The organism is Corynebacterium neomassiliense, assembly GCF_900626215.1.
GTDB lineage: Bacteria > Actinomycetota > Actinomycetes > Mycobacteriales > Mycobacteriaceae > Corynebacterium > Corynebacterium neomassiliense.
In genome coordinates this window covers 2,765,763-2,787,875 of record NZ_LR131106.1, presented here as the reverse complement: position 1 = coordinate 2,787,875, position 22,113 = coordinate 2,765,763, and the positions used below count along the sequence as shown (strand labels likewise).

At 66.6% G+C, this 22,113-nt stretch carries 22 protein-coding genes and 1 tRNA gene; 15 read left to right on the top strand and 8 right to left on the bottom strand.

Annotated features, from left to right (window positions below):
- The first annotated feature begins 461 nt into the window (after window positions 1-461).
- The 7 genes from E0E18_RS12185 (at window position 462) to E0E18_RS12155 (ending at window position 5,503) form a co-directional block, all read left to right on the top strand.
- Entirely contained in the window at window positions 462-1,058 is a 597-nt protein-coding gene (locus E0E18_RS12185; RefSeq protein WP_161972290.1) for a TetR/AcrR family transcriptional regulator, read from the top strand.
- 86 nt (window positions 1,059-1,144) lie between these two features.
- Window positions 1,145-1,981, top strand: a complete 837-nt coding sequence (locus tag E0E18_RS12180) for a thymidylate synthase (RefSeq protein WP_130841053.1) — start codon at window positions 1,145-1,147, stop codon at window positions 1,979-1,981.
- On the top strand, window positions 1,981-2,649 hold the full coding sequence (locus E0E18_RS12175) for a dihydrofolate reductase (protein WP_130841050.1): 669 nt from the start codon (window positions 1,981-1,983) through the stop codon (window positions 2,647-2,649). Before E0E18_RS12180 ends, E0E18_RS12175 begins: the two co-directional genes overlap by 1 nt.
- Before the next feature lie 11 nt (window positions 2,650-2,660).
- A complete protein-coding gene (locus E0E18_RS12170) occupies window positions 2,661-2,939 on the top strand; it encodes a mycoredoxin (protein ID WP_066590142.1) in 279 nt (92 codons plus the stop codon).
- 422 nt (window positions 2,940-3,361) lie between these two features.
- Window positions 3,362-3,724 (top strand): DUF485 domain-containing protein, encoded by a 363-nt coding sequence (locus E0E18_RS12165; protein ID WP_066590140.1) that lies wholly within the window; start codon window positions 3,362-3,364, stop codon window positions 3,722-3,724.
- A gap of 9 nt (window positions 3,725-3,733) precedes the next feature.
- A complete protein-coding gene (locus E0E18_RS12160; protein ID WP_066590137.1) occupies window positions 3,734-5,350 on the top strand; it encodes a solute symporter family protein in 1,617 nt (538 codons plus the stop codon).
- An 80-nt stretch (window positions 5,351-5,430) separates the two neighbouring features.
- Window positions 5,431-5,503: transfer RNA gene (locus tag E0E18_RS12155), tRNA-Arg, on the top strand.
- Window positions 5,504-5,525: 22 nt separating this feature from the next.
- On the opposite strand, the gene E0E18_RS12150 is transcribed toward E0E18_RS12155, so the two are convergent.
- The 5 genes from E0E18_RS12150 to E0E18_RS12130 form a co-directional block, all read right to left on the bottom strand.
- A complete protein-coding gene (locus E0E18_RS12150) occupies window positions 5,526-6,233 on the bottom strand; it encodes a CE1759 family FMN reductase (protein WP_066590135.1) in 708 nt (235 codons plus the stop codon).
- The gene (locus E0E18_RS12145; protein WP_130841048.1) at window positions 6,233-7,411 is read right to left on the bottom strand and encodes a CE1758 family FMN-dependent luciferase-like monooxygenase; all 1,179 of its coding nucleotides are present in this window, start codon (window positions 7,409-7,411) and stop codon (window positions 6,233-6,235) included. The genes E0E18_RS12150 and E0E18_RS12145 overlap by 1 nt, the downstream gene beginning before the upstream one ends.
- Before the next feature lie 35 nt (window positions 7,412-7,446).
- Window positions 7,447-9,873 (bottom strand): HAD-IC family P-type ATPase, encoded by a 2,427-nt coding sequence (locus E0E18_RS12140; RefSeq protein WP_130841046.1) that lies wholly within the window; start codon window positions 9,871-9,873, stop codon window positions 7,447-7,449.
- 5 nt (window positions 9,874-9,878) lie between these two features.
- Window positions 9,879-10,604: an enoyl-CoA hydratase gene (locus tag E0E18_RS12135; protein WP_237559773.1), complete on the bottom strand. Its 726-nt coding sequence runs from the start codon at window positions 10,602-10,604 to the stop codon at window positions 9,879-9,881.
- A gap of 178 nt (window positions 10,605-10,782) precedes the next feature.
- Window positions 10,783-11,649 carry an aldo/keto reductase gene (locus E0E18_RS12130; RefSeq protein ID WP_066590127.1) on the bottom strand — a complete coding sequence of 289 codons (867 nt, stop codon included), beginning with the start codon at window positions 11,647-11,649 and terminating at the stop codon, window positions 10,783-10,785.
- A 154-nt stretch (window positions 11,650-11,803) separates the two neighbouring features.
- On the opposite strand from E0E18_RS12130, the gene E0E18_RS12125 reads away from it, so the two are divergent.
- The 5 genes from E0E18_RS12125 (at window position 11,804) to E0E18_RS12105 (ending at window position 15,549) form a co-directional block, all read left to right on the top strand.
- On the top strand, window positions 11,804-12,079 hold the full coding sequence (locus tag E0E18_RS12125; protein WP_066590125.1) for a helix-turn-helix transcriptional regulator: 276 nt from the start codon (window positions 11,804-11,806) through the stop codon (window positions 12,077-12,079).
- Window positions 12,076-12,693 (top strand): hypothetical protein, encoded by a 618-nt coding sequence (locus E0E18_RS12120; RefSeq protein WP_130841040.1) that lies wholly within the window; start codon window positions 12,076-12,078, stop codon window positions 12,691-12,693. Before E0E18_RS12125 ends, E0E18_RS12120 begins: the two co-directional genes overlap by 4 nt.
- Entirely contained in the window at window positions 12,693-13,610 is a 918-nt protein-coding gene (locus tag E0E18_RS12115; protein ID WP_130841038.1) for an ABC transporter ATP-binding protein, read from the top strand. Before E0E18_RS12120 ends, E0E18_RS12115 begins: the two co-directional genes overlap by 1 nt.
- Entirely contained in the window at window positions 13,607-14,788 is a 1,182-nt protein-coding gene (locus E0E18_RS12110; RefSeq protein ID WP_066590117.1) for an ABC transporter permease, read from the top strand. Before E0E18_RS12115 ends, E0E18_RS12110 begins: the two co-directional genes overlap by 4 nt.
- A gap of 197 nt (window positions 14,789-14,985) precedes the next feature.
- Complete coding sequence (locus E0E18_RS12105) at window positions 14,986-15,549, top strand: 2-oxo-4-hydroxy-4-carboxy-5-ureidoimidazoline decarboxylase (RefSeq protein WP_066590115.1); 564 nt, start codon at window positions 14,986-14,988, stop codon at window positions 15,547-15,549.
- A 76-nt stretch (window positions 15,550-15,625) separates the two neighbouring features.
- On the opposite strand, the gene E0E18_RS12100 is transcribed toward E0E18_RS12105, so the two are convergent.
- Both E0E18_RS12100 and E0E18_RS12095 read right to left on the bottom strand, forming a co-directional pair.
- Window positions 15,626-15,985 (bottom strand): FKBP-type peptidyl-prolyl cis-trans isomerase, encoded by a 360-nt coding sequence (locus E0E18_RS12100; protein ID WP_066590210.1) that lies wholly within the window; start codon window positions 15,983-15,985, stop codon window positions 15,626-15,628.
- 296 nt (window positions 15,986-16,281) lie between these two features.
- Window positions 16,282-17,577 (bottom strand): citrate synthase, encoded by a 1,296-nt coding sequence (locus tag E0E18_RS12095; protein ID WP_066590113.1) that lies wholly within the window; start codon window positions 17,575-17,577, stop codon window positions 16,282-16,284.
- Between the two features lie 386 nt (window positions 17,578-17,963).
- Here E0E18_RS12095 and serC point away from each other — a divergent pair, with 386 nt between their 5' ends.
- From serC to E0E18_RS12080, 3 genes are all read left to right on the top strand, one after another.
- Window positions 17,964-19,097 carry a phosphoserine transaminase gene (serC, locus tag E0E18_RS12090; protein ID WP_130841035.1) on the top strand — a complete coding sequence of 378 codons (1,134 nt, stop codon included), beginning with the start codon at window positions 17,964-17,966 and terminating at the stop codon, window positions 19,095-19,097.
- Window positions 19,098-19,225: 128 nt separating this feature from the next.
- Window positions 19,226-20,275, top strand: a complete 1,050-nt coding sequence (gene sepH, locus E0E18_RS12085) for a septation protein SepH (protein ID WP_130841033.1) — start codon at window positions 19,226-19,228, stop codon at window positions 20,273-20,275.
- Window positions 20,276-20,278: 3 nt separating this feature from the next.
- Window positions 20,279-21,193 carry a DUF6928 family protein gene (locus E0E18_RS12080; protein ID WP_130841031.1) on the top strand — a complete coding sequence of 305 codons (915 nt, stop codon included), beginning with the start codon at window positions 20,279-20,281 and terminating at the stop codon, window positions 21,191-21,193.
- On the opposite strand, the gene E0E18_RS12075 is transcribed toward E0E18_RS12080, so the two are convergent.
- A complete protein-coding gene (locus E0E18_RS12075; RefSeq protein ID WP_161972289.1) occupies window positions 21,178-22,056 on the bottom strand; it encodes a TrmH family RNA methyltransferase in 879 nt (292 codons plus the stop codon). The two genes, E0E18_RS12080 and E0E18_RS12075, sit on opposite strands and share 16 nt — an antisense overlap.
- Window positions 22,057-22,113 lie beyond the last annotated feature (57 nt).

Sequence of the window (22,113 nt, the reverse complement as noted above, 5' to 3'; positions counted from 1 at the left end):
ACCCCCGAGGACAGACCTGCAGCAACTATCCACTTGTACGTATTCCATCCGTCTGGAAAACTTCTCCATGCAGTAATTGATCATTTTTTTACTGCTCTTTTCCCTTCATCATTCACATCTACAGAAAGGATCTACCATGATCGGTGGACTTCTTCTCGGTCTCGGCGGCACCCTCGGACTTCTGGTCACTGGCCTGCTTGGTCTGGTCGGCAGCGTCGCAGGTTCCCTCATCTAACATCTGAAGGCGATTCTCAACTAGATTCGCTGAAAGTGCAGATACTGTCGCACCAGACTTGGACCGGGTTCCTTCGGGAAGCCCGGTCCATCGCCTGTCACGCAGGTGCAATTCACCGGCGCACTCTCTGACAACCATGGGAAGATTAAACAACACCGGACAACGACGGGGACGACCTTCGAAATTCAGTCCGGAAGATGCCGTGGAAGCGGCCCTGAATATCGGAGTGTCAACTTTCACGATGGCGGCGGTGGCTGAAAAGCTCGGAATCACCAGCCCCGCACTGTACCGGTGTTTCAGTTCCCGCGATGATCTTCTGGAGGCCTGCCTCGGGAAAATTTCTTCCCAGGTCACAGATCCTCCTCACTGCGAAGACTGGAGAGAATTTCTTGGCACAGTCGCTGACAGCGCATGGGACATGTTCACCAGGTACCCCTACCTGGAGGCGGTGTTCACCTCGCAGACCCGGTCACTTCGCACCGTCTTTCCTGTGACAGATCAATTACTGGCGCAGTTGAATGAGTTCGGTTTCACATGGAGGCAGTCGGTGTTCTCCCTGATGTACATCACTGACCTGACCACATCTGCTGTAGCTCACCTCCAGCGGCAGCTGGCGGAGTTCCTCCGCGACCGTGGCAGTCCCGGTGCCCGGGTTTTCAGGGGACCGGACGACGAACCTCTCACCGACAGGGAGAGCCTGACCGAGGCGTCACGACGGCAGTGGAGGAGAACCGTGGATTTCTTCCTCGACCATCTCGCCGTGGTCGCCCCCCGGTGGCCCGAGTACACCGGACCTGTGGCCGGACCGCCACAGCCGCAGTGACCGCCGTAGTGACAGCCACGGTGACAGCAGCCGTACAGGCACCGTGACGGAACCTTGCGCCGTCCTGTTGTCCTATCCTGGTGGGCATGAGTTCCACCACCCCTCCAGGCGCATCCTCCGGGCGTACGGTTCCCACCCCCTACGAAGATCTCCTCCGCGAGATCCTGGACCACGGCGTCCACAAGGACGACCGGACGGGTACCGGCACCCGCAGCCTGTTCGCCCGTCAGATGCGGTTCAACCTGGCGGAGGGTTTCCCCCTGGTCACCACCAAGAAAGTGCACCTTCACTCGGTCGTCGGGGAACTGCTCTGGTTCCTCAGGGGGGATTCCAACATCGCCTGGCTGCACGACCACGGTGTGAGCATCTGGGACGAGTGGTCGGACGCCGACGGCGACCTCGGACCCGTGTACGGGGTGCAGTGGCGGAGCTGGCCGACACCCGACGGCCGGCACATCGACCAGATCAGTGCCGCACTCGAGACCCTGAAAACTAACCCGGACTCACGGCGCAACATTGTCTCCGCCTGGAATGTCTCGGAACTGGGCAGCATGGCGTTGCCCCCGTGCCACCTGCTGTTCCAGCTCTACGTCGCCGACGGGAAGCTGTCCTGCCAGCTCTACCAGCGCAGTGCCGACATGTTCCTCGGCGTCCCGTTCAACATCGCCTCCTACGCGATCCTGACCCATATGTTCGCCCAGCAGGCCGGTCTGGATGTCGGGGAGTTCGTCTGGACCGGTGGCGACTGCCACATCTACGACAACCACCTCGACCAGGTCCGGCTGCAGCTGTCCCGCACACCCCGGCCCTACCCCACCCTGCACCTGAAGCACGCCCCGGACATTTTCTCCTACGACTTCGGGGACATCGAGGTCACCGGGTACGATCCGCACCCCGGGATCAAGGCACCGGTGGCCGTCTGATGGGCGCGCAGCCGGCATTCACCGGCCGCCCCGTGATCACGTGGGACGATCTCGGCGGATTCCCCGACGGGGTGGAGATCGGCATGATCTGGGCCCAGACCACCGACGGCGTCATCGGCGACGGCGCCGACATGCCGTGGTACCTGCCGGAGGACCTGAAACACTTCCAGACGACCACTCTCGGAACTCCCGTGGTGATGGGGCGGATCTCCTGGGAGGCCCTTGACCCCAGGTACCGTCCCCTGCCGGGCAGGGACAACCACGTCATCAGCCGGGACGCCGCCTACGACGCACCCGGAGCCACCGTGCACACCTCACTGCCCGGCGCCGTCACCGCCGCCGGACTGTCCGCCCTCGAGCTGGGCGTGTCGACGGTGTGGATTCTCGGCGGCGGCCACGTGTACCGGCAGTGCGTCCCGGTCGCCGAACGGGTCGTGGTCACCGACATCGCCTGCGGCGCGCCGGAGAGGTTCACGGTCCGGGCACCGGACATGCGGGCGGAAACCGACTTCACGGTGGCCGACGGTCCGTGGCTGGACTCCGCCCGCGGCACCGCCCTCACGGGAGAGCACCCGCTGCGATACCGTATCTGTGAGTTCACCCGGACGACCGGGGGTCGCCGTACACGCCCCGCCCGGTCCTCCGGGTCGACCGGCACAACCCTGTGAAGGAGAAATCCATGTCCGATGCTCCGGCTCCCGCTGTCACCCTGTACACCACCACCTGGTGCCCGTTCTGCACCCGCCTCGTCGAGAACCTCGACCGTACCGGCACCCCCTACACCCGGATCGACGTCGAGGAGGACGCCGACGCCGCGGCCTGGGTCGAGTCCGTCAACGACGGCAACAGGGTCGTCCCCACCGTGAAGTACGCCGACGGTTCGTACTCCACCAACCCTCCGGCCGGTCAGGTTCGCCGCCGTGTCGCCGAACTCACCGGCACCTCGTCACAGGCCTGACGTAACAGGCCTGACACCGGCCCCCTGCACCGCTTTCCCACCGCTCCCCCGCACCGGCAGAGCCGGGATACCGCCGCCCCGGCGGTCCCCGAAACTGCCCGGGCGGGGGTTGCGCATGTTTAAGACACTATCTTCGTCCCTGCCCATTTGGTCCTACCTCTGCAGGTGTCCCTGCAGTCACCCCCTGTGTATCCGATGTCCCTGCACGTCAGCCACACGGCTGGGGGTAGAGCACGCGGACGGGACCCCCCTTTTGAATTCAACATTGAAAAGACTTCGCACACTTCTGTAACTTGGCTCCCATCCGCGGCACGCCTGTGACTCCTGTCACTGACGGTCGGACCGGTCCATATCCGGTCCCGTTGCCCGCGACATGCTCGATATCCGTTTTCACAGGGATCACCGAACACGAAAGGGAGCCCATGTCGACACCCGACCCCCGGCACACACCGACAGCCGAGGAGTTCATCGCGGCACAGCAGAGCGCCGAGTTCCAGGAGCTCCGCACCAAGCGGCGCAGTTTCACCTTCCCGGTCACCATCGCAGCCATCCTGTGGTTCGTCGTGTACATCGTCACCGCGATGTTCCTCCCGGACTTCTTCTCCCACAAGCTCTGGGGGAACATCAACGTCGGACTGGTCTTCGGTCTGCTGCAGTTCCTGACGACCTTCGTCATCACCTGGGCGTACGTGAAGTACGCCGACCGTGAGCTCGAACCTCTCACCGCGGACATCCGCAACCGTCTCGAACACACCGGCCCGTACTCCGACACCCGCACCGTCTAAGGGAGCACCATGACCACGACATACCTCGCGGCCTCCAGTTCGGAAGCCGGAAACCCCGTCCTCAACATCATCATCTTCGTCGCGTTCATCGTGGTGACGATGACCATCGTCACCAGGGTCGGCAAGAAGACCTCCACGGCGTCCGACTTCTACACCGGCGGCGCCAGCTTCTCCGGAACCCAGAACGGTCTGGCCATCGCGGGCGACTATCTTTCGGCGGCGTCCTTCCTCGGCATCGTCGGCTCCGTCGCACTCACCGGCTACGACGGATTCCTGTACTCGATCGGCTTCTTCGTGGCATGGGTCATCGCCCTCCTCCTCGTCGCCGAGCCGCTGCGCAACACAGGCAAGTTCACCATGGCGGACGTCCTGTCGTTCCGGCTCAAGCAGCGCCCCGTCCGCCTGGCCGCATCCTTCGCCACCCTGGGTGTCACCCTGTTCTACCTCATCGCACAGATGGCCGGAGCCGGTGCACTGGTCTCCACCCTCCTCGACATCCACAACAAGGGCGGGCAGGCCCTGGTCATCGCCATCGTCGGCGTCGTCATGATCGCCTACGTCCTCATCGGCGGAATGAAGGGCACCACCTATGTCCAGATGATCAAGGCCGTGCTCCTCATCGCCGGCGTCTTCATCATGGTCGTCATCGTCTTCGCCGCCTACCGCGGCAACTTCTCCCACCTGCTGGACAAGGCCGTCGAAATGCACGGCGGGGACACCGCCATCCTCGACCCCGGCATGAAGTACGGGGTGGACACCGCCCACAAGCTCGACTTCATCTCCCTCGGACTCGCACTCTGCCTCGGCGTCGCCGGCCTCCCCCACGTCCTCATGCGCTTCTACACGGTCCCCACAGCCCGGGAAGCCCGTAAGTCCGTGGTCTCCGCCATCGTCCTCATCGGCGTGTTCTACCTCATGACCCTCGTCGTCGGATACGCCGCCGCAGCCTACGTCGGACCGGAACGGATCTCGAACTCCGCCGGCGGCGCCAACTCCGCCGCACCACTGCTGGCCCTCGAACTCGCAGGACCGGTGTTCATGGCGCTGATCTCCGCCGTCGCCTTCGCCACCGTGCTCGCCGTCGTCGCCGGCCTGGCGATCACCGCCTCAGCCTCGGTGGCGCACGACCTGTACCACTCGGTCATACGGCGTGGTGAGTCCACGGAAGAAGAGCAGGTGAGGGTATCGAAGATCACGGTGGTGGTTCTCGGCGTCATCTCCATCGTCCTCGGAATCCTGGCCATGGACCAGAACGTCGCCTTCCTCGTCTCCCTCGCGTTCTGTGTCGCCGCCTCGGCCAACCTCCCGACCATCCTGTTCTCGCTGTACTGGAAGAGGTTCAACACCACCGGTGCCGTCTGGTCGACCTACGGTGGTCTGATCTCCGCCCTCGTCCTGCTCATCTTCTCCCCCGCCGTCTCCGGCGCCAAGGACTCGATGATCTCCGGCGTGGACTTCTCCTGGTTCCCCCTGACCAACCCGGGGCTCATCTCCATCCCCGTCGGATTCCTCCTCGCCGTCCTCGGTACCTACCTCGGCAAGCCGGACCACAAGGAGGCCCTGCAGGCGGAGATGGAGGTCCGCTCGCTGACCGGTGTCGGAGTCGAAGCTCCGGTCCAGCACTAGAACCGGATCACGTGCCCCGGCTCCCTAAAGCGGGGTGCGCTTTTTGCCCGTGGCAGGCACACGCTACACTGTCACGGTGCGCCCCAGTAGCTCAGGGGATAGAGCACCGCTCTCCTAAAGCGGGTGTCGGCAGTTCGAATCTGCCCTGGGGCACAATACAGACCGTCACTGCAGGTCAGGAGCCGCTGTGACCGGCGAGCAGGGAGGCGAAACCACCTTCCGGGACGCGGAAGTCCGCCCCTCCGTCCCCCTGCAGCGCCTCCCCCGCCACCGGACGGGAATTCCGGGGCTTTCCGGCGGAGGCTGCCCCGTCCGGTGCACCACTGTCACCCGTGAACCCGCGGACTCCCCGGACAGCCGTGAGTTGGCGGGCGAGTTCGCCCGCGGCCCGCTCGATACGGGCGGACAGTCCGCTGTCCGCACCGAATTCGGCGGTGTCCGCGAACACTCCGGTCGGCAGCACCAGGGCGTGGAGGAACGACAGCAGCGGCCGTACCGCGTAGTCGAGCACCATCGAATGGCGGGCAGTCCCCGCGGTGGCGACCATCGTCACCGGCACCTCTTCGAGGGAACGCATCTCCAGGGTGTCGAAGAACATCTTGAACAGGCCCGAGTAGCTGCCCTGGAACACCGGGGTCGCCACGATCAGCCCGTCCGCGGCGGAGACGGTGCGCCTGGCCCGGTCCAGGGCCTCCGAGGGAATGTAGGTGGTCATGTACGTGGCCAGGTCGGAGGCGAGGTCGCGCAGGTCGATCCGACGGACCTCCAGCCCCTCACCTGCCGCCGTGACCCGGCGCACGACGGCGTCCCCGACCCGCTCGGCGACCTGGCGCGTGGTGGACGGGTCGCCGAGACCGGCGTTGACGATCACAAGGCTCTTCATCACTTCTGCTCCTCTGCAGCGCTGGCTTTTCCGGCCGCTCCTGCTGCACCGGTTGTGTCCGCCGTCTTCCCCGCGGGTTCGATGAGGTGGATCGGGGCGTCCTTACCCTCCCTGACCAGCGACTCGTGCGTCGGAGGATCCGAGGGGACATGAGCGGGACGCCGTGCCTCGAGTTCCCGCCGGAGCACCGGGACGACCTCGCGGCCGAGAATCTCGATCTGTTCGAGGACGACCTCCTTCGGCAGTCCGGCGTGGTCGACGAGGAACAGCTGGCGCTGGTAGTCGCCGACCTTGTCTGCGTAGCCGAGGTAGCGGTCGATGACCTGGTCGACGGTACCGACGGTCAGGGGTGTCATCTTCGTGAACTCCTCCATCGACGGGCCGTGACCGTAGACGGGCGCGTTGTCGAAGTAGGGCCGGAAGAACTTCTCCGCCTGTTGCGTCGTCTCCCCGATGAACACCTGCCCTCCGAGGCCGACGACGGCCTGGTCGGCCGCTCCGTGACCGTAGTGTTCGTACCGTTGACGGTAGAGCCTCACCATGTGCTGGGTGTGTTCGATGTTCCAGAAGATGTTGTTGTGGAAGAAACCGTCACCGTAGTAGGCGGCCTGCTCTGCGATCTCCGGGGAACGGATGGAACCGTGCCACACGAACGGCGGGGTGTCGTCCAGGGGCCGCGGGGTCGACGTGAACCCCTGCAGGGGCGTGCGGAACTCGCCCTTCCAGTCGACGTTCTCCTTGCGCCACAGGGTTCTGAGCAGGTGGTACTTCTCGACTGCCAGGGCTATTCCCTGCCGGATGTCGGCCCCGAACCACGGGTACACCGGTCCTGTGTTGCCCCGTCCGAGCATGAGGTCGAGGCGTCCTCCGGCGAGGTGCTGGGCGTAGGCGTAGTCCTCCGCCAGGCGGACGGGGTCATTCGTGGTGATGAGGGTGGTGGCGGTGGAGAAACGGATCCGGCTGGTCCGTGCGGCCAGGTAGGACAGCAGGACCGGGGGATTCGCCGGTGCCGCGAACGGTGGATTGTGGTGTTCACCGGTGGCGAAGACGTCCAGTCCGACCTCTTCCGCCTTCTGCGCGTACTCGACCGTCGCGGTGATGCGCTCGTGTTCGGTGGGCGTGACACCGGTGGTGGGGTCGGTGGTGACGTCGCCGATGGTGAAGATTCCGAATTCCATGGTTCCATTATGGACCCATCTAGTTGACGCGTCAATTACTTTCCGTTGCGGCGGGCGGCCACAGCACGCAGCACCCGGTGAACCACCTCGATGACAGCGGCACCGCAGACGCCCACGACCGCACCCACGGTCATCAGACCGGTGTCCCCCGGCTCCAGCAGCACAAGGTCACGCAGGAAGGGGACGGTGAAGATCACCACGTACCCGAGCACACACCCGCACAACAGCAGGACCTTCCACCACACCAGCGGACGGGCCACGATCCCCAGCACCCACAGGCCCATGATGATCAGGGCCAGCAGCACCGCGGTACCCGCCCGGTCCCGCTCAAGGGCGGGGGCATCGCCGCCCGGGTAGACCGCGATCCACATCGCCACCGCGATCCCCCCGATCAGCAGTCCCGAGGGCAACGCCAGAGACAGCACCCGGCGGACGAAACCGTCCTTCGGCCGTTCCGTGTTCGGAGCCAGGGACAGGACGAAAGCCGGGATCCCGATGGTGAACCACCCGGTGATCGTCACATGGATCGGCTGGAACGGGAAAGAGATGCCGAGGACGCCGACCACCAGAGCCAGCACCACCGAATACACGGTCTTCGTCAGGAACAGGTTCGCCACCCGTTCGATGTTCCCGATCACCCGACGTCCCTCGGCGACGACACGGGGCAGAGCCGAGAAACGGTTCGTCAGCAGAACCAGCTGCGCCACCGACCGTGTCGCGGGAGACCCTGACCCCATCGCCACCCCGATGTCGGCCTTCTTCAGCGCCAGGACATCGTTGACCCCGTCCCCCGTCATCGCGACAGTGCGCCCGGCGCGGTGCAGGGACTCGACCATCTCCTGCTTCTGTTCCGGACTCACCCGACCGAAGACATTGGCCCGGGCGATCTCCGCGTCGAACTGATCTTCGGGAAGTCCCACCAGGCTCCTGGCGTCCACGGCGACGAGCTCCCTGTCCGTCGCCCCGGCCGCCACCGCCTTGACCGAGTCCGGGTTGTCCCCGGAGATGATCTTGAGGTCGACATTCTGGGCCGCGAAGAAGTCCAGGGTCTCACGCGCATCCGGCCGCAGCTGCTGGCGCAGGGTCACCAGGCAGGGGTCCTCCAGCACCGGGGCGTCCTGCATGGTGGCGTCCTCCCCCGGTACCGCCAGGTCACCGTCGACCCGGCCGAAGGCGAGGACGCGCAGCCCCCGGTCACCGAGGCGCTTCGCCGTCCGCGCCGCAGTCCCGTCCTGCTCCAGAAGGACGTCCGGGGCACCCAGGATCCACGCGTCACCGGAGGTTCTCACGCCGGAGAACTTGTAGCGGGAGTTGAACGGGATCTCGGCGGAGTCCGGGAACGGCTGCGCGTCCGGCATCGCCGCGAGAATCGCCGCAGCCGTGGCATTCCGGTCCTCCTGGGAGGCGACGAGCCGGCCCAGCACCTCCCGCGCCCTGTCCGGCGCAGTGGAGCCGTCAGCCGCGCACACGGCGTCCAGTTCCATCTCATTGGTCGTCAGCGTCCCGGTCTTGTCCGTGCACACCGTGTCGACCCGGGCCAGTCCCTCGATGGCGACCAGTTCATTGACGAGTGCCTTGTAACGTCCCAGGCGTATCACTCCGGCGGCGAAGGCGATGGATGTCATCAGCACCAGGCCCTCCGGAACCATCGGCACGATCGCCGCGGCCATGGACAGGATCGACTCCTTCAGGTCGGTTCCGGAACGGGCGAGCTGGGTCCAGATCGTCAGGATGCCGGTGGGGATCAGCAGCCAGGTGATGACCTTGAGGATGCTGTTGATCCCGTTCATCAGCACCGAATCCGTCAACGAGAACTCGCTGGCCTTCGCCGCGAGCTGCGCCGCATAGGCCTGTGTGCCGACCTTCTCCGCCCGGTAGACCGCATGACCGGAGGTCACGAAGGAGCCCGAACGCAGCTCCTCCCCCTCCTCCTTGTGCACCGGGTCCGACTCCCCGGTGAGCTGGGACTCGTCAACGGACATTGCCCCGGAGACCACCGGTCCGTCCACCACGATCTCGTCACCGGAGTGGAGGACGACCAGGTCCCCCTCGACGACCTCGGTCTGGTGGACGGTGACCCGCTCACCGTCACGGATGACTGTCGGGAGGGTCTCGCCCACGATCTTCAGGTTGTCCAGGGTCCGGCGCGCGCGGAGTTCCTGGATCACACCGATCGCGGAGTTCGCGATGATCAGCAGGCCGAAGGCCGCGTTGATCACCGACCCGGTGGACAGGACAATCGCGCACAGGACGCCGAGGATGGCGTTGACGCGGGTGAAGACGTTCGCCCTGATGATCTGTCCGACACTGCGGCCCGTACCGCGGCCGGTGACGTTGGCACGCCCCTGCCTGGTGAGTCTCTCCACCTCTGCGGAGGTCAGGCCGGTGAGCGCCGGAGCGCCCGTGCTCTCTGCCTGGTTGCTGGTCGTGTTCCCGGTCGTGTTCTCCGGTGTGTCCGCCACGGTGCCTACCTTCCCTCGAAAACCGGCGCCCGGTGTCCGGCGCGTGCCTCCCGCGCCTCTTTCACGTCCCTGCTGGACCAGCAGGCTGCGGCCTCCCGGGCCAGTGCGGGGTCACCCGGACGGTTCAGGGCCTTCTTGAACCAGGCTGTCGCCAGGGGTGCCTGGGCGGCGACCTCCCGGGCAAAGGCCAGGGCGTCCCCGGGGTTCCCGGCCCGGGTGGCGAAGCCGGTGGCCGTTATCTCCCTGGCTCCGATCCTCTCGCCCGCGATGAGCATGTTGCGGGCGACGGACCCTCCGAGCAGTTCGACCGCACGGGAGACCGTCCAGGGGTCAAGGGCGAACCCGTGGTCCACCGCGGGAATCCACAGCTGTGCGCCCGGTCCTGTCACCCGCAGGTCGCAGGCGAGTGCGAGCTGGCAGCCGGCTCCGACCGCCGGGCCCTGGATGTCGGCGATCACGGGCACCGGCAGTTCGGTGACGGTGGTCAGCATTTTCTCCAGCGCGGTGAAGAAATCGTCCTCGTAGACCCCTCCGTTGAGGTTCGCCCCGGCGCAGAATGCAGGCCCTTCTCCGCGGAGCAGGACCGCCCGGGTACCGGGCCCGGTGCCGGACAGGGCCGCTGTGACGGCGGTGCAGACCTCCGCGTCCAGGGCGTTCCTGCGCTCCGGCCGGGTCAGGGTCACCAGGGTCACCGGTCCGTCGGTCTCCGACTTCAGCACGTCTCGAGTCATGGGGCCCATTGTCTCTCACCTTGTGACGGCGTGCTGTGACGGCGTGCTGCGACGGTGTGTCGCGAACGCGTGTCGTGCAGGTGTGCTGCCGTCCCCCGACCCGGGCCTCTCCTGCCCGTGCCTGTCCGACCCGGGCCTCTCCTGCCCGTGCCACTTCCGGTCCGGCCGGGTCCTCTGCTCAGGCCAGGGGGGTACCGAACACCGCGTCACGGGGGTCGGCGCCGATGCGGCCTGAGTAGTCGGGGTCGTCGTCGATGGCGGTGATGGCCTCGACCTGGTCCGGGGTGAGGCTGAACCCGGCGACGTCGGCGTTCTCGGCGACTCTTTCGGGGCGGCGGGAACGCGGGAACACGATCAGTCCCTGGTCGAGGTGCCAGCGGATGACGACCTGGGCCGGGGTGACACCGTGTTCCGCGGCGATCTTCTCTATGACCGGGTGTCCGAGCACGCCCCGGCCCAGCGGGGACCAGGATTCGGTGGCGATGCCGCGTGACAGGTTGTCGGCCCGCTGCTCCTGCTGGGAGAATCCGGGGTGGATCTCGATCTGGTTGACCGCGGGGGTCACGCCGGTGGCGCGGACGATCTCGTCGAGTACCTCGGGGTAGAAGTTGGAGACTCCGATGGACCGTGCCCTGCCCTCCTCCCGTGCTGTGACGAAGGCCTTCCAGGTGTCGACGTAGCGGTCCCACTTCTCGACGGGCCAGTGGATGAGCCAGAGGTCCACGTGGTCGAGTCCGAGGTTGTCCAGGGAAACTCCGAGTGCTTCGAGTGCGTCATCGTAGCCCTGGTCGGCATTCCACAGTTTCGTGGTGATGAAGAGGTCGTCGCGGGTGACCTCGCCGTCGGCGACGGCGTCCGCGACGGCGCGTCCCACTTCGGCCTCGTTGCCGTAACCGGCGGCGGTGTCGATGTGGCGGATGCCCGCGGCGATGGCCGCCCTGGTCGAGGAGTACGCCTCCTCGGGGGTCAGTTCCCACACCCCCAGTCCGAGCTGGGGGATGGTGTGTCCGTCATTGAGTGTGATCGTGTCGGTGGGTGCAGTCATGGGTCCCGTTGTACGCGAATTTTCTCCGTCCGTCGCGGAAGGGGTTCGGCGTCCCCGTCGAGGGTATGCGCGTGGACGTGTCTTCCAGATGTATTCAACATATATTTTGCTTGTTTTGTTGACACTTCGTTGCTTTTATACAACACTTGCTGCTGTGTCACCACGGAAGAAACCTGCCGCCCCGATCCACAACCGGATCAGGGTGCTGCGCGCCGAGCGGAACATGACCCGGGCGGCTCTCGCCGATCTGCTCGACGTGAACCCCCAGACGGTCGGCGCGCTCGAACGCGGTGACCACTACCCGAGTCTCGATCTCGCGTTCCGCGTGTGCGAGGTCTTCGACCTCCCCGTCGAAGCGGTGTTCAGCCGCACGGAGTTCCCTCCCCTGTCCTCGGAGATCTACCGGAACACCAGGAAGGACGCCCCTTGAACCCCGTCACAGCCCTCTCCTCCCGAATCAACGTCCGGCTCCGGGACCGCAGCGAACGCTGGCGCCGGCGCAGCGACGCAGTCTCCGCCCGGCTTTCCGGCTGGAGGACGCCGCACCGCACCCGGCTGCTTGTCCGCACCTACCTGGGATCCCTGGCACTGGGCACGGTGATCAGCGTGATCCAGGTCTTCTGGCCGCCCGTCATGTTCGCCTGGCTTCTGTTCACTGTGATCTCCTTGGCCAACTGGACCATGCTGCGCACCGTCATCAATATCCGCGATGTCGCTCCCGAGGAGGAACTCGACGAGTACGAACTGGAGGTCCTGAGGACCTGGCAGGTCACCGCCTACGGATGGCTCGTGATCCTCGCCATGGTCGCCTCGACCTTCATGATCATCCTCGGCGCCTCCGACATCGGCAGCCTGGACAGGTGGATGTACACCGGCGGCCTGTTCACACTGCTGGGGGTTCTCGCCGCCGTCGCCATGCCGACCATCGCCTACGCCACGACCTTCGGTCCGGTGCCGCCGGACCGGACCACCGACCCCACCAGCGAACCGTCAACCGACTCAGCAGCACCGCAACTGCCCGACAACGACCAGAGGAGCACCTGATGCCCACCCTGGAACTGGACCACCTGTCCAAGACCTTCAGCACCGGCGGATCCACCGTCCGGGCCCTCAACGACCTCACTTTCACGGTGAACCCGGGGGAGGTCTACGGATTCGTCGGCTCCAACGGCGCCGGAAAGTCCACCGCGATGCGGATCACCCTCGGCGTCCTCTCCCCTGACTCCGGCGAAGCCCGGGTCGACGGCACCCCCGTCAACGACGACATCCGCCGGACCATCGGATACATGCCGGAGGAACGCGGACTGTACGACAAGGAACGCATCGCCGACCAGCTGGAGTTCTTCGGCAGACTCCACGGACTGACCAGGGCGTCCGCCCGCAAAACCACCGCAGGGCTCCTGGAACAGCTCGGACTGGCGGACCGCGCCGACTCCAGGCTCGAGGAACTGTCCCTGGGCAACCAGCAGCGGGTCCAGCTCGCCGCGAGTCTGGTCCACGACCCCGCCCTGCTGATCCTGGACGAACCTTTCAGCGGTCTAGACCCGGTCGCGGTGTCGGTCATGAGTGAGATGCTGCTCGCCAAGGCCGCCGAAGGGGTACCGGTGCTGTTCTCCTCGCACCAGCTCGACCTCGTGCAACGCCTCTGCGACCGGGTCGGCATCATCACCCGCGGTGAGATGCGCGCCGAGGGCACGGTCGACGAGCTCCGCGGCCGGGGTCCGGTCATCTTCGAGATCAGGACCCCCGCCCGCGACTGGTACCCGCCGGGAACGACAGTCACCGGGATGACCGGGGGCGAAGGCGGTCCCGGCGACGACGGCTCCACTGTTCTCCTCGACGCCGGTGGTGTCGACGACCAGACCATCCTCAACGCCGCTCTCGCCGCGGGCCCGGTGCACGGGTTCACCCGTCGCGTTCCCGATCTCAACGAACTGTTCAAGGAAGTGGTGGCGTCATGAGCTCCCGGTACTCTCATCTCGACGCGGTCCGCACGGTCGCCGGCCGCGAGATCCAGGTCGCCCTGCGCAGCAGAAGTCTGATCATCTCGACAGCCATCGTCTTCATTGTCGTCGTCGGCGGGGTGTTCATTCTCAGCTGGCTCAGCGACCGTGGTGAGGACCGTCCGTCACTGGTCGTCTCCGGAGTCGACACCGCCACCGTGTCGACCGTCACCGGCGACGGGATCGAGGTGACTGCGGCAGCCGACCTCGCGGAGGCGACCGCGGCGGTGAAGGACGACGGAAAGGACGCCGCTCTCGTGCGCTCTGACGGGCGGTTCGAACTCGTCAGCGACGGTGCCCCTGACCCGGCACTGTCCGCCGCCGCCGGGGCGGTCGTCGCCACGGTCACTCAGGCCGAGGCACTTGACGCGGTCGGCGTGGACCCCGCGGACTTTGCGGCGGCGATGCCGGACGCCACCCTCCACACAGTCGACGTCTCCGACTCGGATTCCGGGGACACGGCCCCTGCCGTGGTCACGACCATGCTGGGCACGATGGTGATCGTCACCTTCATCATGATCTTCTCCGGCAATGTCGGGGGCCGGGTCACCGAAGAGAAGTCGTCCAGGGTCGTCGAGATCATTCTCGCGACCATCCGGCCGCTCGACCTGCTCGCCGGCAAGGTGCTCGCGATGCTGGTCATCGGTTTCGCCGGCACCGCCGTCATCCTGGGGTCCGCGGTGGCCGCCATGTCCGCCACCGACCTGCTCGGCGAGGTGGATCTGGATCCGTTGACACTGGTAGTGCTGCTGGTCGCCTTCGTCCTGGGCATGCTCTTCTTCAGTTCGCTGTACGCCGCCGCAGGGTCTCTGGTGAGCCGGGCTGAGGACCTCAGCAGTACGCAGATGCCGGTGATGCTGCTGCTCTTCGCGGCGCTGTACCCGCCGGCGTTCGGGTTCTCGGCGTTGGACACCCCGGTGATGCAGGTGCTCACGTGGGTGCCGCCGGTGTCGATGGGGGTGGCACCGATGCAGTTCGCCGCAGGTAACCTGTCCGGGGTGGGCCTGGTCGCGTCGTTCCTGCTGTTCGCCGTGGTCACCACCCTGGTCCTCGTGGTTGTCGCGAGAATATACCGGGCGTCGATCCTCCACAACGGCCGGAAGCTCGGCTGGATCCAGGCACTGCGGCGACGGTGACGGCCCGGGAGCCGGACGGGAGTGCCTGCCGGGGAAGCCCGACGGGGGACGGCAGGACCTGACAGGTCCGGACCTGCCGCCCCGAAAGGGGGTGAGTTAACGGCGACTACTGTCAGTTAACTGCGCTGACGGAGGGTTAACGTTCGGGGTCACCGCCCCGTAACAGGGCGGAAACGACGACAGGGTTTCCTGGGTACATGACTGAATCACAGGCCATCGCCGAGAACTCCTCAGACTCCGAGCTCATCGCCCCGACCCGGACCGCCACGCCGTTCCACACCACCCTCGCCGAGCTGAACCGGATGACGCCTGCCCAGATTTCGGCGATGATCGGCGACCTGCTCTACAACCCCACTCTCGGGGAAGAGGTCGCCGCAGCCGCCCCGTTCCGGAACCTGGAGCACCTCCTGGATGTCGCACACCGCGAACTGCTCAGAATGCCGCGGGTCGAGGTCCTCGACAGTATCCAGGCTCACCCGGTCCTCGGTGAACAGACCTCCGACATCTACTCCAGGGAAGAGCAGTCATTCATCCTGGAATCTCCACCTGAGGTCCTCAGCGAGATCGCCGACCTGTGCCGGCGCTACGAAGAGCGCTTCCACCACCTGTTCCTCGTCTGTGCCCAGGGGATCGGCGGTCACGAGGTCCTCCGACTGCTACGCCGCCGGCTGGAGAACCCGACCGTCACGGAATGGGAGACGACGGTCCGGGAACTGGGCAGGATCAACACCCTGCGTCTCCGCAGCGTCGTGAAAGGCTGACTGTCGTCAGAAGCTGACCACAGTCCCACCGGTGTGGATACCGGTTCGCACTACCCGTTGGCGCTACCCGTTGGCGCTACCGGGCGTCGACGAGGTCGATGATGAACACGAGGGTACGGCCGGCCAGGGGATTGCCGCTGCCGACAGGGCCGTAGGCCAGTTCCGGGGGAATGGTCAGCTTGCGGCGTCCTCCCACCCGCATGCCGGGGATTCCGTCCTGCCATCCCTGGATAAGCCCGGCGAGGGGGAATTCGATGGTGGTTCCACGGTCCCAGGAGGAGTCGAACTCCTGCCCGGTCTCGTAGTCGACGCCCACGTAGTGGACCTCGACCATGCCGCCTGCCACGGCCTCGGCGCCGTCACCGACGGTGATGTCCTCGATGACCAGTTCTTCAGGGGCCGGCCCCTGTTGGGCGTCGATCTGCGGCTTGACCATCTCGGTCACACTCCTCTTCTCGTCGGATACAACCGCGCCAGTCTACCAGCTGCACGCGGAAAACCCCGGTCGAGGCAGGAGCGCGAACTCCCCGACCCCGTCCGGGAACCGGTGTGACCGGGGGAAGGCCGGAGGGGAACAGCCAGGGCGGAAGGAGGGGAACCGGCAGGTCAGGCGATGGAGACCCCGGATATGACAGGCCCCGCCGACCGCTGTTCATGCGGGGCGGGGTGACAGCTGCCGGCGGCAGTGACGATGGTGACCCGGTTCCGCGTGGGGCGGCACCGGGTACGGTGTCAGCGCTCGGAGCGCGGGGTGACCTTGCGGAGGGTCTCGCCGGTGTAGATCTGGCGGGGCCGGTTGATCTTCGCGGTCGGGTCGTTGACCTGCTCGAGGTAGTGGGCGATCCAGCCCGGGAGCCGGCCCATGGCGAACAGCACGGTGAAGAAGTCCGTGGGGAAGCCCATGGCCCGGTAGATCAGACCGGTGTAGAAGTCGACGTTCGGGTACAGCTTCCGGCTGATGAAGTAGTCGTCGTTGAGGGCGATCTCCTCCAGCTTCATCGCCAGGTCCAGCAGGTTGTCGCCACCGAGGTGGTCCAGGATCTCGTGCGCGGACTCCTTGACGATGGCGGCACGGGGATCGTAGTTCCGGTACACGCGGTGACCGAAGCCCATGAGCTTGACGCCCGGCTCCTTGTTCTTCACCCGGGCCATGAACTCGGTGGCGTCGTCACCGTTGGAGTGGATGTCCTCGAGCATCTCCAGGACCGCCTGGTTGGCTCCACCGTGCAGCGGGCCCGACAGCGCGTTGACGCCGGCGGCGATGGAGGCGTAGATGTTCGCCTGGGAGGACGCCACCATGCGGACTGTCGAGGTCGAACAGTTCTGCTCGTGGTCGGCGTGAAGGATGAGCAGCTTGTCGAGGGCCCTGGCGACCACCGGGTCGATCTCGTACTCCTCGGTCGGGTAGCCGAACATGTTGCGCAGGAAGTTCTCCCGGGCGTTCAGCGCATTCGAGGGGTACATGTACGGCTTGCCCTTGGACGCCCGGTAGGCGTACGCGGCGAGCATCGGGACCTTGGCCATGAGCCGGTAGGTGTTCTTGAGCTGGAAGTCCTTGTTGAGAGGGTCCAGCTCATGCTCGTAATAGGTCGCAAGGATGTTGACCGAGGACGCGAGAACGTTCATCGGGTGCGCATTGCGGGGGAAGATCTTGAACTGGCTCTTGAAGTCCTCGTCCAGCAGGGTGTGCTTGCGGATGTTGTGGTTGAAGTCCTCGAGCTGGGTCTCGTTCGGGAGTTCACCGTTGATGAGCAGGTAGCTGACCTCGTTGAAGCTGGCGTTGTTGGCGAGGTCGGCGATGTCGTAGCCGCGGTAACGCAGGATCCCGTTGGCTCCGTCGATGTAGGTGATCTGCGACTTGGTGGAACCGGTGCTCACGTACCCGGGGTCGAACGTCGTGTAACCCGTCTCGGCGAGGAGCTTACCCAGTGCGAAACCGGAGTTTCCTTCGGTCGCCTTCACGATCGGCATCTCGTACTCGCCACCGGGGTAGTGGAGAACGGCCTTGTCCTGGTTCTCGGAAGCCATTGACATCCCTTTCGATGTTTTCTCAAGTTCTCGGTTACGTCCACAGTCCGATCGCCACCAGTGATGGCGGCCCGGAGGAGGGCACACGGCCGGACTGACCGGACCGCGGGCGGTCGTGGGATAGGACACACTCTACAGAATTCCCGACACAGGCAACACGCCGGTACCGGATACTCCGCGCCACGGGTACCCCCAGACTCTCCCCCTTATGAAACGGTACCCGGCACGGCGGGTGCGCCGTCGACCGCGCACCCGCCCCTGCGGCCCCCGGTAGTCGTTCCCTGTTGTTCCGGACGGGCCGTCCACAGGTTAGGCTGATGCGTGGCACACTCCGGGATCACCACAAGATCCGGGGACGACAAGAAGAAAGCGGACAGTACCTCACCATGAGCGATCAGTTCCTGACCCTCCCCGAGAACCTCCTCCCCTCCGACGGCCGGTTCGGCTGCGGTCCCTCCAAGGTCCGGCCGGCCCAGATCGACGCGATCGTGGCCGGAGGCCGGGACATCATCGGGACCTCCCACCGCCAGGCGGCCGTCAAGAACGTCGTCGGTTCCGTCCGGGAAGGCCTGGCGCAGCTGTTCCAGCTTCCCGAGGGCTACGAGATCATCACCTCACTGGGCGGGGCCACCGCCTTCTGGGACGCCGCGGCCTTCGGCCTCATCCGCGAACGCTCCGCCCACCTGACCTATGGCGAGTTCTCCGGGAAGTTCGCCACCGTGTCCACGAAGGCACCCTGGCTGGCCGACCCGGAGATCCACGCCTTCGAGCCCGGCGCCGCCCCGGCGTCCTCCGAACTGGACGGCACCGACGCCGACCTTGTCGGCTGGGCCCACAACGAGACCTCCACCGGCGCGATGGTGGCCGTCCACCGGCCTGCGACGGACGCCCTCGTCGCCGTGGACGCGACCTCCGGTGCCGGCGGTCTCCCCGTGGACATCTCCGAGACCGACATCTACTACTTCTCCCCGCAGAAGTGCTTCGCCTCCGACGGTGGCCTCTGGTTCGCAGCCTTCTCCCCCGCCGCGCTCGAGCGCGTCGAAGAGATCAAGGCCTCCGGCCGCTACATTCCGGCGTTCCTCGACCTGAAGACCGCCGTGGACAACTCCCGGAAGAACCAGACCTACAACACTCCGGCCGTCGCCACCCTGCTGATGATGGCTGACCAGGTCGGATGGATGAACGCCAACGGCGGGCTCGAGGGAATGGTCGAGAGGACCTCCGAATCCTCCGCGATCCTCTACAACTGGGCCGAGTCCCGTGCCGAGGCCACCCCCTTCGTCTCCGACCCTGCAGGACGGTCCCTGGTCGTCGGCACGGTCGACTTCGACGACTCGGTGGACGCCACCGTCATCGCCAAGACCCTGCGTGCCAACGGGATCCTGGACACCGAGCCCTACCGCAAGCTGGGACGCAACCAGCTGCGGATCGGTATGTTCCCCGCCATCGAGCCGGAGGACATCCGTACCCTGACCAGGGCCGTGGACTACATCCTCGACGCCGGCGTCGCCTCCCGGTAACAGCCGCACCGCCCGGGATCTCCGGAACCGGTCCGTGGAAGGGAACAGCCCGTCATTCCGACGTATCTGTGCAGGTGTGCGCTACAGTCGCAGGCGAGAGAGCTTTCACTACCACCACGGAGGTCCCGATGCAGGAACTGGAGTTCGTCCCCGGCGACAGTGACGCCACCTCCCTGGTCCTGCGCGTCCCCGGTTCCGCAGAGGACGGTGAGCGCTTCCTGCTGGAGGTCACCGGCCCGCTGAAGGAGATCCTCACCGCCTCCCCCACCACCGGCGGCATAGAATCCGCAGGTGCCGGACAGGCTGCCGACACGACCCCCACCTCAACCGGACCCGCCGTCCGCCCCCTCTCCGGGGCAGCCGACGGTCGCGGCGGAGGCACTGCCCCGAAAGAGCGCAGGGAGAAGGTCCGTCTGCGTCCCCGGGACATCCAGAAACGCCTCCGGCACGGGGCGACCGTCGCCGAGCTCGCCGCGGAAACCGGCGAACCGGAGTCCCGTCTCCTGCCGTACGCCCACCCCATCGAGATGGAACGGCACCGTATCGCCCAGCTGGCCAGGGACGCCTACCCCGTCCGCGCCGACGGTCCGGCGGAGCACACGCTCTGGGAGGTCCTGGCCACCGCGTTCGGTGCCCGGGGGGAGGATGTCCGAGCCGCCGAGTGGGACGCGGCCATGGACTCCTCCGACGCCTGGATCGTCACCGTGACCTGGACCCGGGGCAACAGACGGGGTGCCACCCAGTTCGTCGCCGAGTTCCGCTGGGTACCCGCCCGGAGGCCGGGAGCCGGACCGTCCACGGTCGAGCCCGCGAACTCGGTCGCCGGCGACCTCATCGACCCCCGGTTCAACCGGCCGGTCCGCAGTGTCACCCCCGTACCCGGGGCCGGAGAGCCCGGTGACGGGTTCGACGGGAACGGTGACGTCGTCGACGACGTCTTCCCCACTGACGGAGACGCCGCCGGCAACGGCGGTACCGGCGACAACGGGGCCACCGGCGCGGACGGTGACACCGGGGTACCGGGCCCCGCCAGGCGTGACGGGTCGACCGTGGACCTGTTCGGCGATGCGGTCGGCAGATCCCCGTCCCACCCTTCCCGACGCAGGAAAGGCGCTGCAACCCCGCACTGGGAGGATGTGCTGCTCGGGGTCCGCAACCCACCCCGGCGGAGGAAATGACGGATGGGGTCACAACAGGTCGTCACCCTCTGGTTCATCACCGCGGCGGATCCGCGTGCCGTTCTCGCCGCGGAGCCTGCAGCCGACCGGGGATACGCGCGGAAGCTTCTCGCCCAGCTCAATCCGGCCTGGCCGCTGACCCACATCGGTGACTTCGACATGAACCGGTCCGCACCCCCCGGCGACGGAGAGTTCTACATCGGCGGATACCGGGGACTCACTGTCGTGCAGACCGTCCTTCCGGATGTCCCGCACAACTGGTCACTGTCCGGCCTGCCCCAGCTCACAGAGCCTTTCGCACCTTTCGCGTCCCTGACCCGGATGATCCCCACCGCCGACCTGCTCGTGACGGTGCACACTCCCGGCAACCGTGACGGCCTGGGCGGTTTCGCCCACTGGGTGGGCGGTCGGATGACCCGCTGTTTCTACGCGACCCGGGAACACATCATCGAGGACACCGGACTCCCGCTGCCCGCCGAGGCGGCTTTCTGGGAGGGGGACACCGAGGCACACGGAATCGAACTGCCGTTCCGTCCCTCCGAGATGGCTGCCGCCGCTGTCACCCACTGGCTGGGCTTCCGGGTCTCCGACGAGATCGACATCCCGGTCGCGGCCTTCGCCGTCGACGGGCGCCCTGAGGTCCGCACGGGGCGGCCCGGTGACCTCCCGGTTCCCGCCGTGCCGGCCCCTCCGGTACGGGCCGGCACCGCCGGGGACGCCACGACCGTCACCGACGACTACGACGACTACGCTGACCGCCCTGACAATGACGGCGAGTCCCGCCCCACCGGTGAACTGCTGCGCGGTGCCGCGGTCTCCGTGCTCCGTGGCGTCCGGTGGGGGTTCAGGTGGCTCCGCTCCGGCGCGCACCGGATCGGCGACGAGGTACGCCGACGTGCCCGTCAGACCGGACGCTGAGCGGCATCCGCAGCACCCGGCGACGTCGCCGCATAGAAGCCGATGGCGGCCGAAGTGGCCACGTTGAGTGAGTCGGTGCCGGGTGCCATCGGGATCTTCGCCCGGACATCCGCCGCCCTCATCGCATGTTCGGTCAGCCCCGGCCCCTCCGCACCGACCATGACGGCGACTCTCCCCGCCCCACGGACAGCGTCCTCCAGGGTGGTCTCCGTGTTCGGCGTCATCGCCACCACCCGGTAGCCACGGTCACGGAGGTCCGACAAACCTCTCTGCCAGGTGGTTGTCTTCCCCGGCATGTGTGCGAACGGCACGCGGAGAACATGCCCCATGGACACCCTCACGACCCGCCGGTACAGCGGGTCGGCGCACCCGGCACCGAGAAGCACCGCACCGACCCCCAGCCCCGCCGCATTGCGGAACAGGGCGCCGATGTTCTCGTGGTCCCCCACACCTTCGAGGACGCCGATGACGCGGTTGCCGGGGTCCAGTCCGTCGAGCACCTCGGTGACGGTGGGCTCGGGTACCCGGTCGGCGGCAGCGACGAGGCCGCGGTGCATGTCGAATCCGGCGACGTCGGCGAGTGTCTCCCGGTCCACCTCGTAGAGAGGGACACCGGAGAGACCTGCCGCGACAGCAGGGTCGGCGGCCGCGGCGTCCGCAAGTTCGGCCAGGCGCCGCGGGAAACCCACCACGCAGCGCACCGGGAAGCGTGAGGAGATCAGCCGCGGGACAACGAGGTTACCTTCGGCGATGACGAGGCCCCTGCCTCCGGGGAGGTCGGGACGGCGGTCGGAGGAGTTGAGGTCCCGGACGTCGTCGAGGCGGGGGTCCAGGGGATCGGATATGACGGTCACAGGTTCCACCCCGGTCAGCCTAGCGGGTGGGCCGGGGCGGTCGGCCGCCGAGTCCGGTCCCCGGAT

What these genes read in the sequence shown, in the direction of transcription:
- E0E18_RS12180 (WP_130841053.1), top strand. Translation starts at nt 1,145, where the DNA reads ATGAGTTCCACCACCCCTCCAGGCGCATCCTCCGGGCGTACGGTTCCC.
- E0E18_RS12175 (WP_130841050.1), top strand. Translation starts at nt 1,981, where the DNA reads ATGGGCGCGCAGCCGGCATTCACCGGCCGCCCCGTGATCACGTGGGAC.
- E0E18_RS12170 (WP_066590142.1), top strand. Translation starts at nt 2,661, where the DNA reads ATGTCCGATGCTCCGGCTCCCGCTGTCACCCTGTACACCACCACCTGG.
- E0E18_RS12165 (WP_066590140.1), top strand. Translation starts at nt 3,362, where the DNA reads ATGTCGACACCCGACCCCCGGCACACACCGACAGCCGAGGAGTTCATC.
- E0E18_RS12160 (WP_066590137.1), top strand. Translation starts at nt 3,734, where the DNA reads ATGACCACGACATACCTCGCGGCCTCCAGTTCGGAAGCCGGAAACCCC.
- E0E18_RS12150 (WP_066590135.1), bottom strand. Translation starts at nt 6,233, where the DNA reads ATGAAGAGCCTTGTGATCGTCAACGCCGGTCTCGGCGACCCGTCCACC.
- E0E18_RS12145 (WP_130841048.1), bottom strand. Translation starts at nt 7,411, where the DNA reads ATGGAATTCGGAATCTTCACCATCGGCGACGTCACCACCGACCCCACC.
- E0E18_RS12135 (WP_237559773.1), bottom strand. Translation starts at nt 10,604, where the DNA reads ATGACTCGAGACGTGCTGAAGTCGGAGACCGACGGACCGGTGACCCTG.
- E0E18_RS12130 (WP_066590127.1), bottom strand. Translation starts at nt 11,649, where the DNA reads ATGACTGCACCCACCGACACGATCACACTCAATGACGGACACACCATC.
- E0E18_RS12115 (WP_130841038.1), top strand. Translation starts at nt 12,693, where the DNA reads ATGCCCACCCTGGAACTGGACCACCTGTCCAAGACCTTCAGCACCGGC.
- E0E18_RS12110 (WP_066590117.1), top strand. Translation starts at nt 13,607, where the DNA reads ATGAGCTCCCGGTACTCTCATCTCGACGCGGTCCGCACGGTCGCCGGC.
- E0E18_RS12105 (WP_066590115.1), top strand. Translation starts at nt 14,986, where the DNA reads ATGACTGAATCACAGGCCATCGCCGAGAACTCCTCAGACTCCGAGCTC.
- E0E18_RS12100 (WP_066590210.1), bottom strand. Translation starts at nt 15,985, where the DNA reads ATGGTCAAGCCGCAGATCGACGCCCAACAGGGGCCGGCCCCTGAAGAA.
- E0E18_RS12095 (WP_066590113.1), bottom strand. Translation starts at nt 17,577, where the DNA reads ATGGCTTCCGAGAACCAGGACAAGGCCGTTCTCCACTACCCCGGTGGC.
- serC (WP_130841035.1), top strand. Translation starts at nt 17,964, where the DNA reads ATGAGCGATCAGTTCCTGACCCTCCCCGAGAACCTCCTCCCCTCCGAC.
- sepH (WP_130841033.1), top strand. Translation starts at nt 19,226, where the DNA reads ATGCAGGAACTGGAGTTCGTCCCCGGCGACAGTGACGCCACCTCCCTG.
- E0E18_RS12080 (WP_130841031.1), top strand. Translation starts at nt 20,279, where the DNA reads ATGGGGTCACAACAGGTCGTCACCCTCTGGTTCATCACCGCGGCGGAT.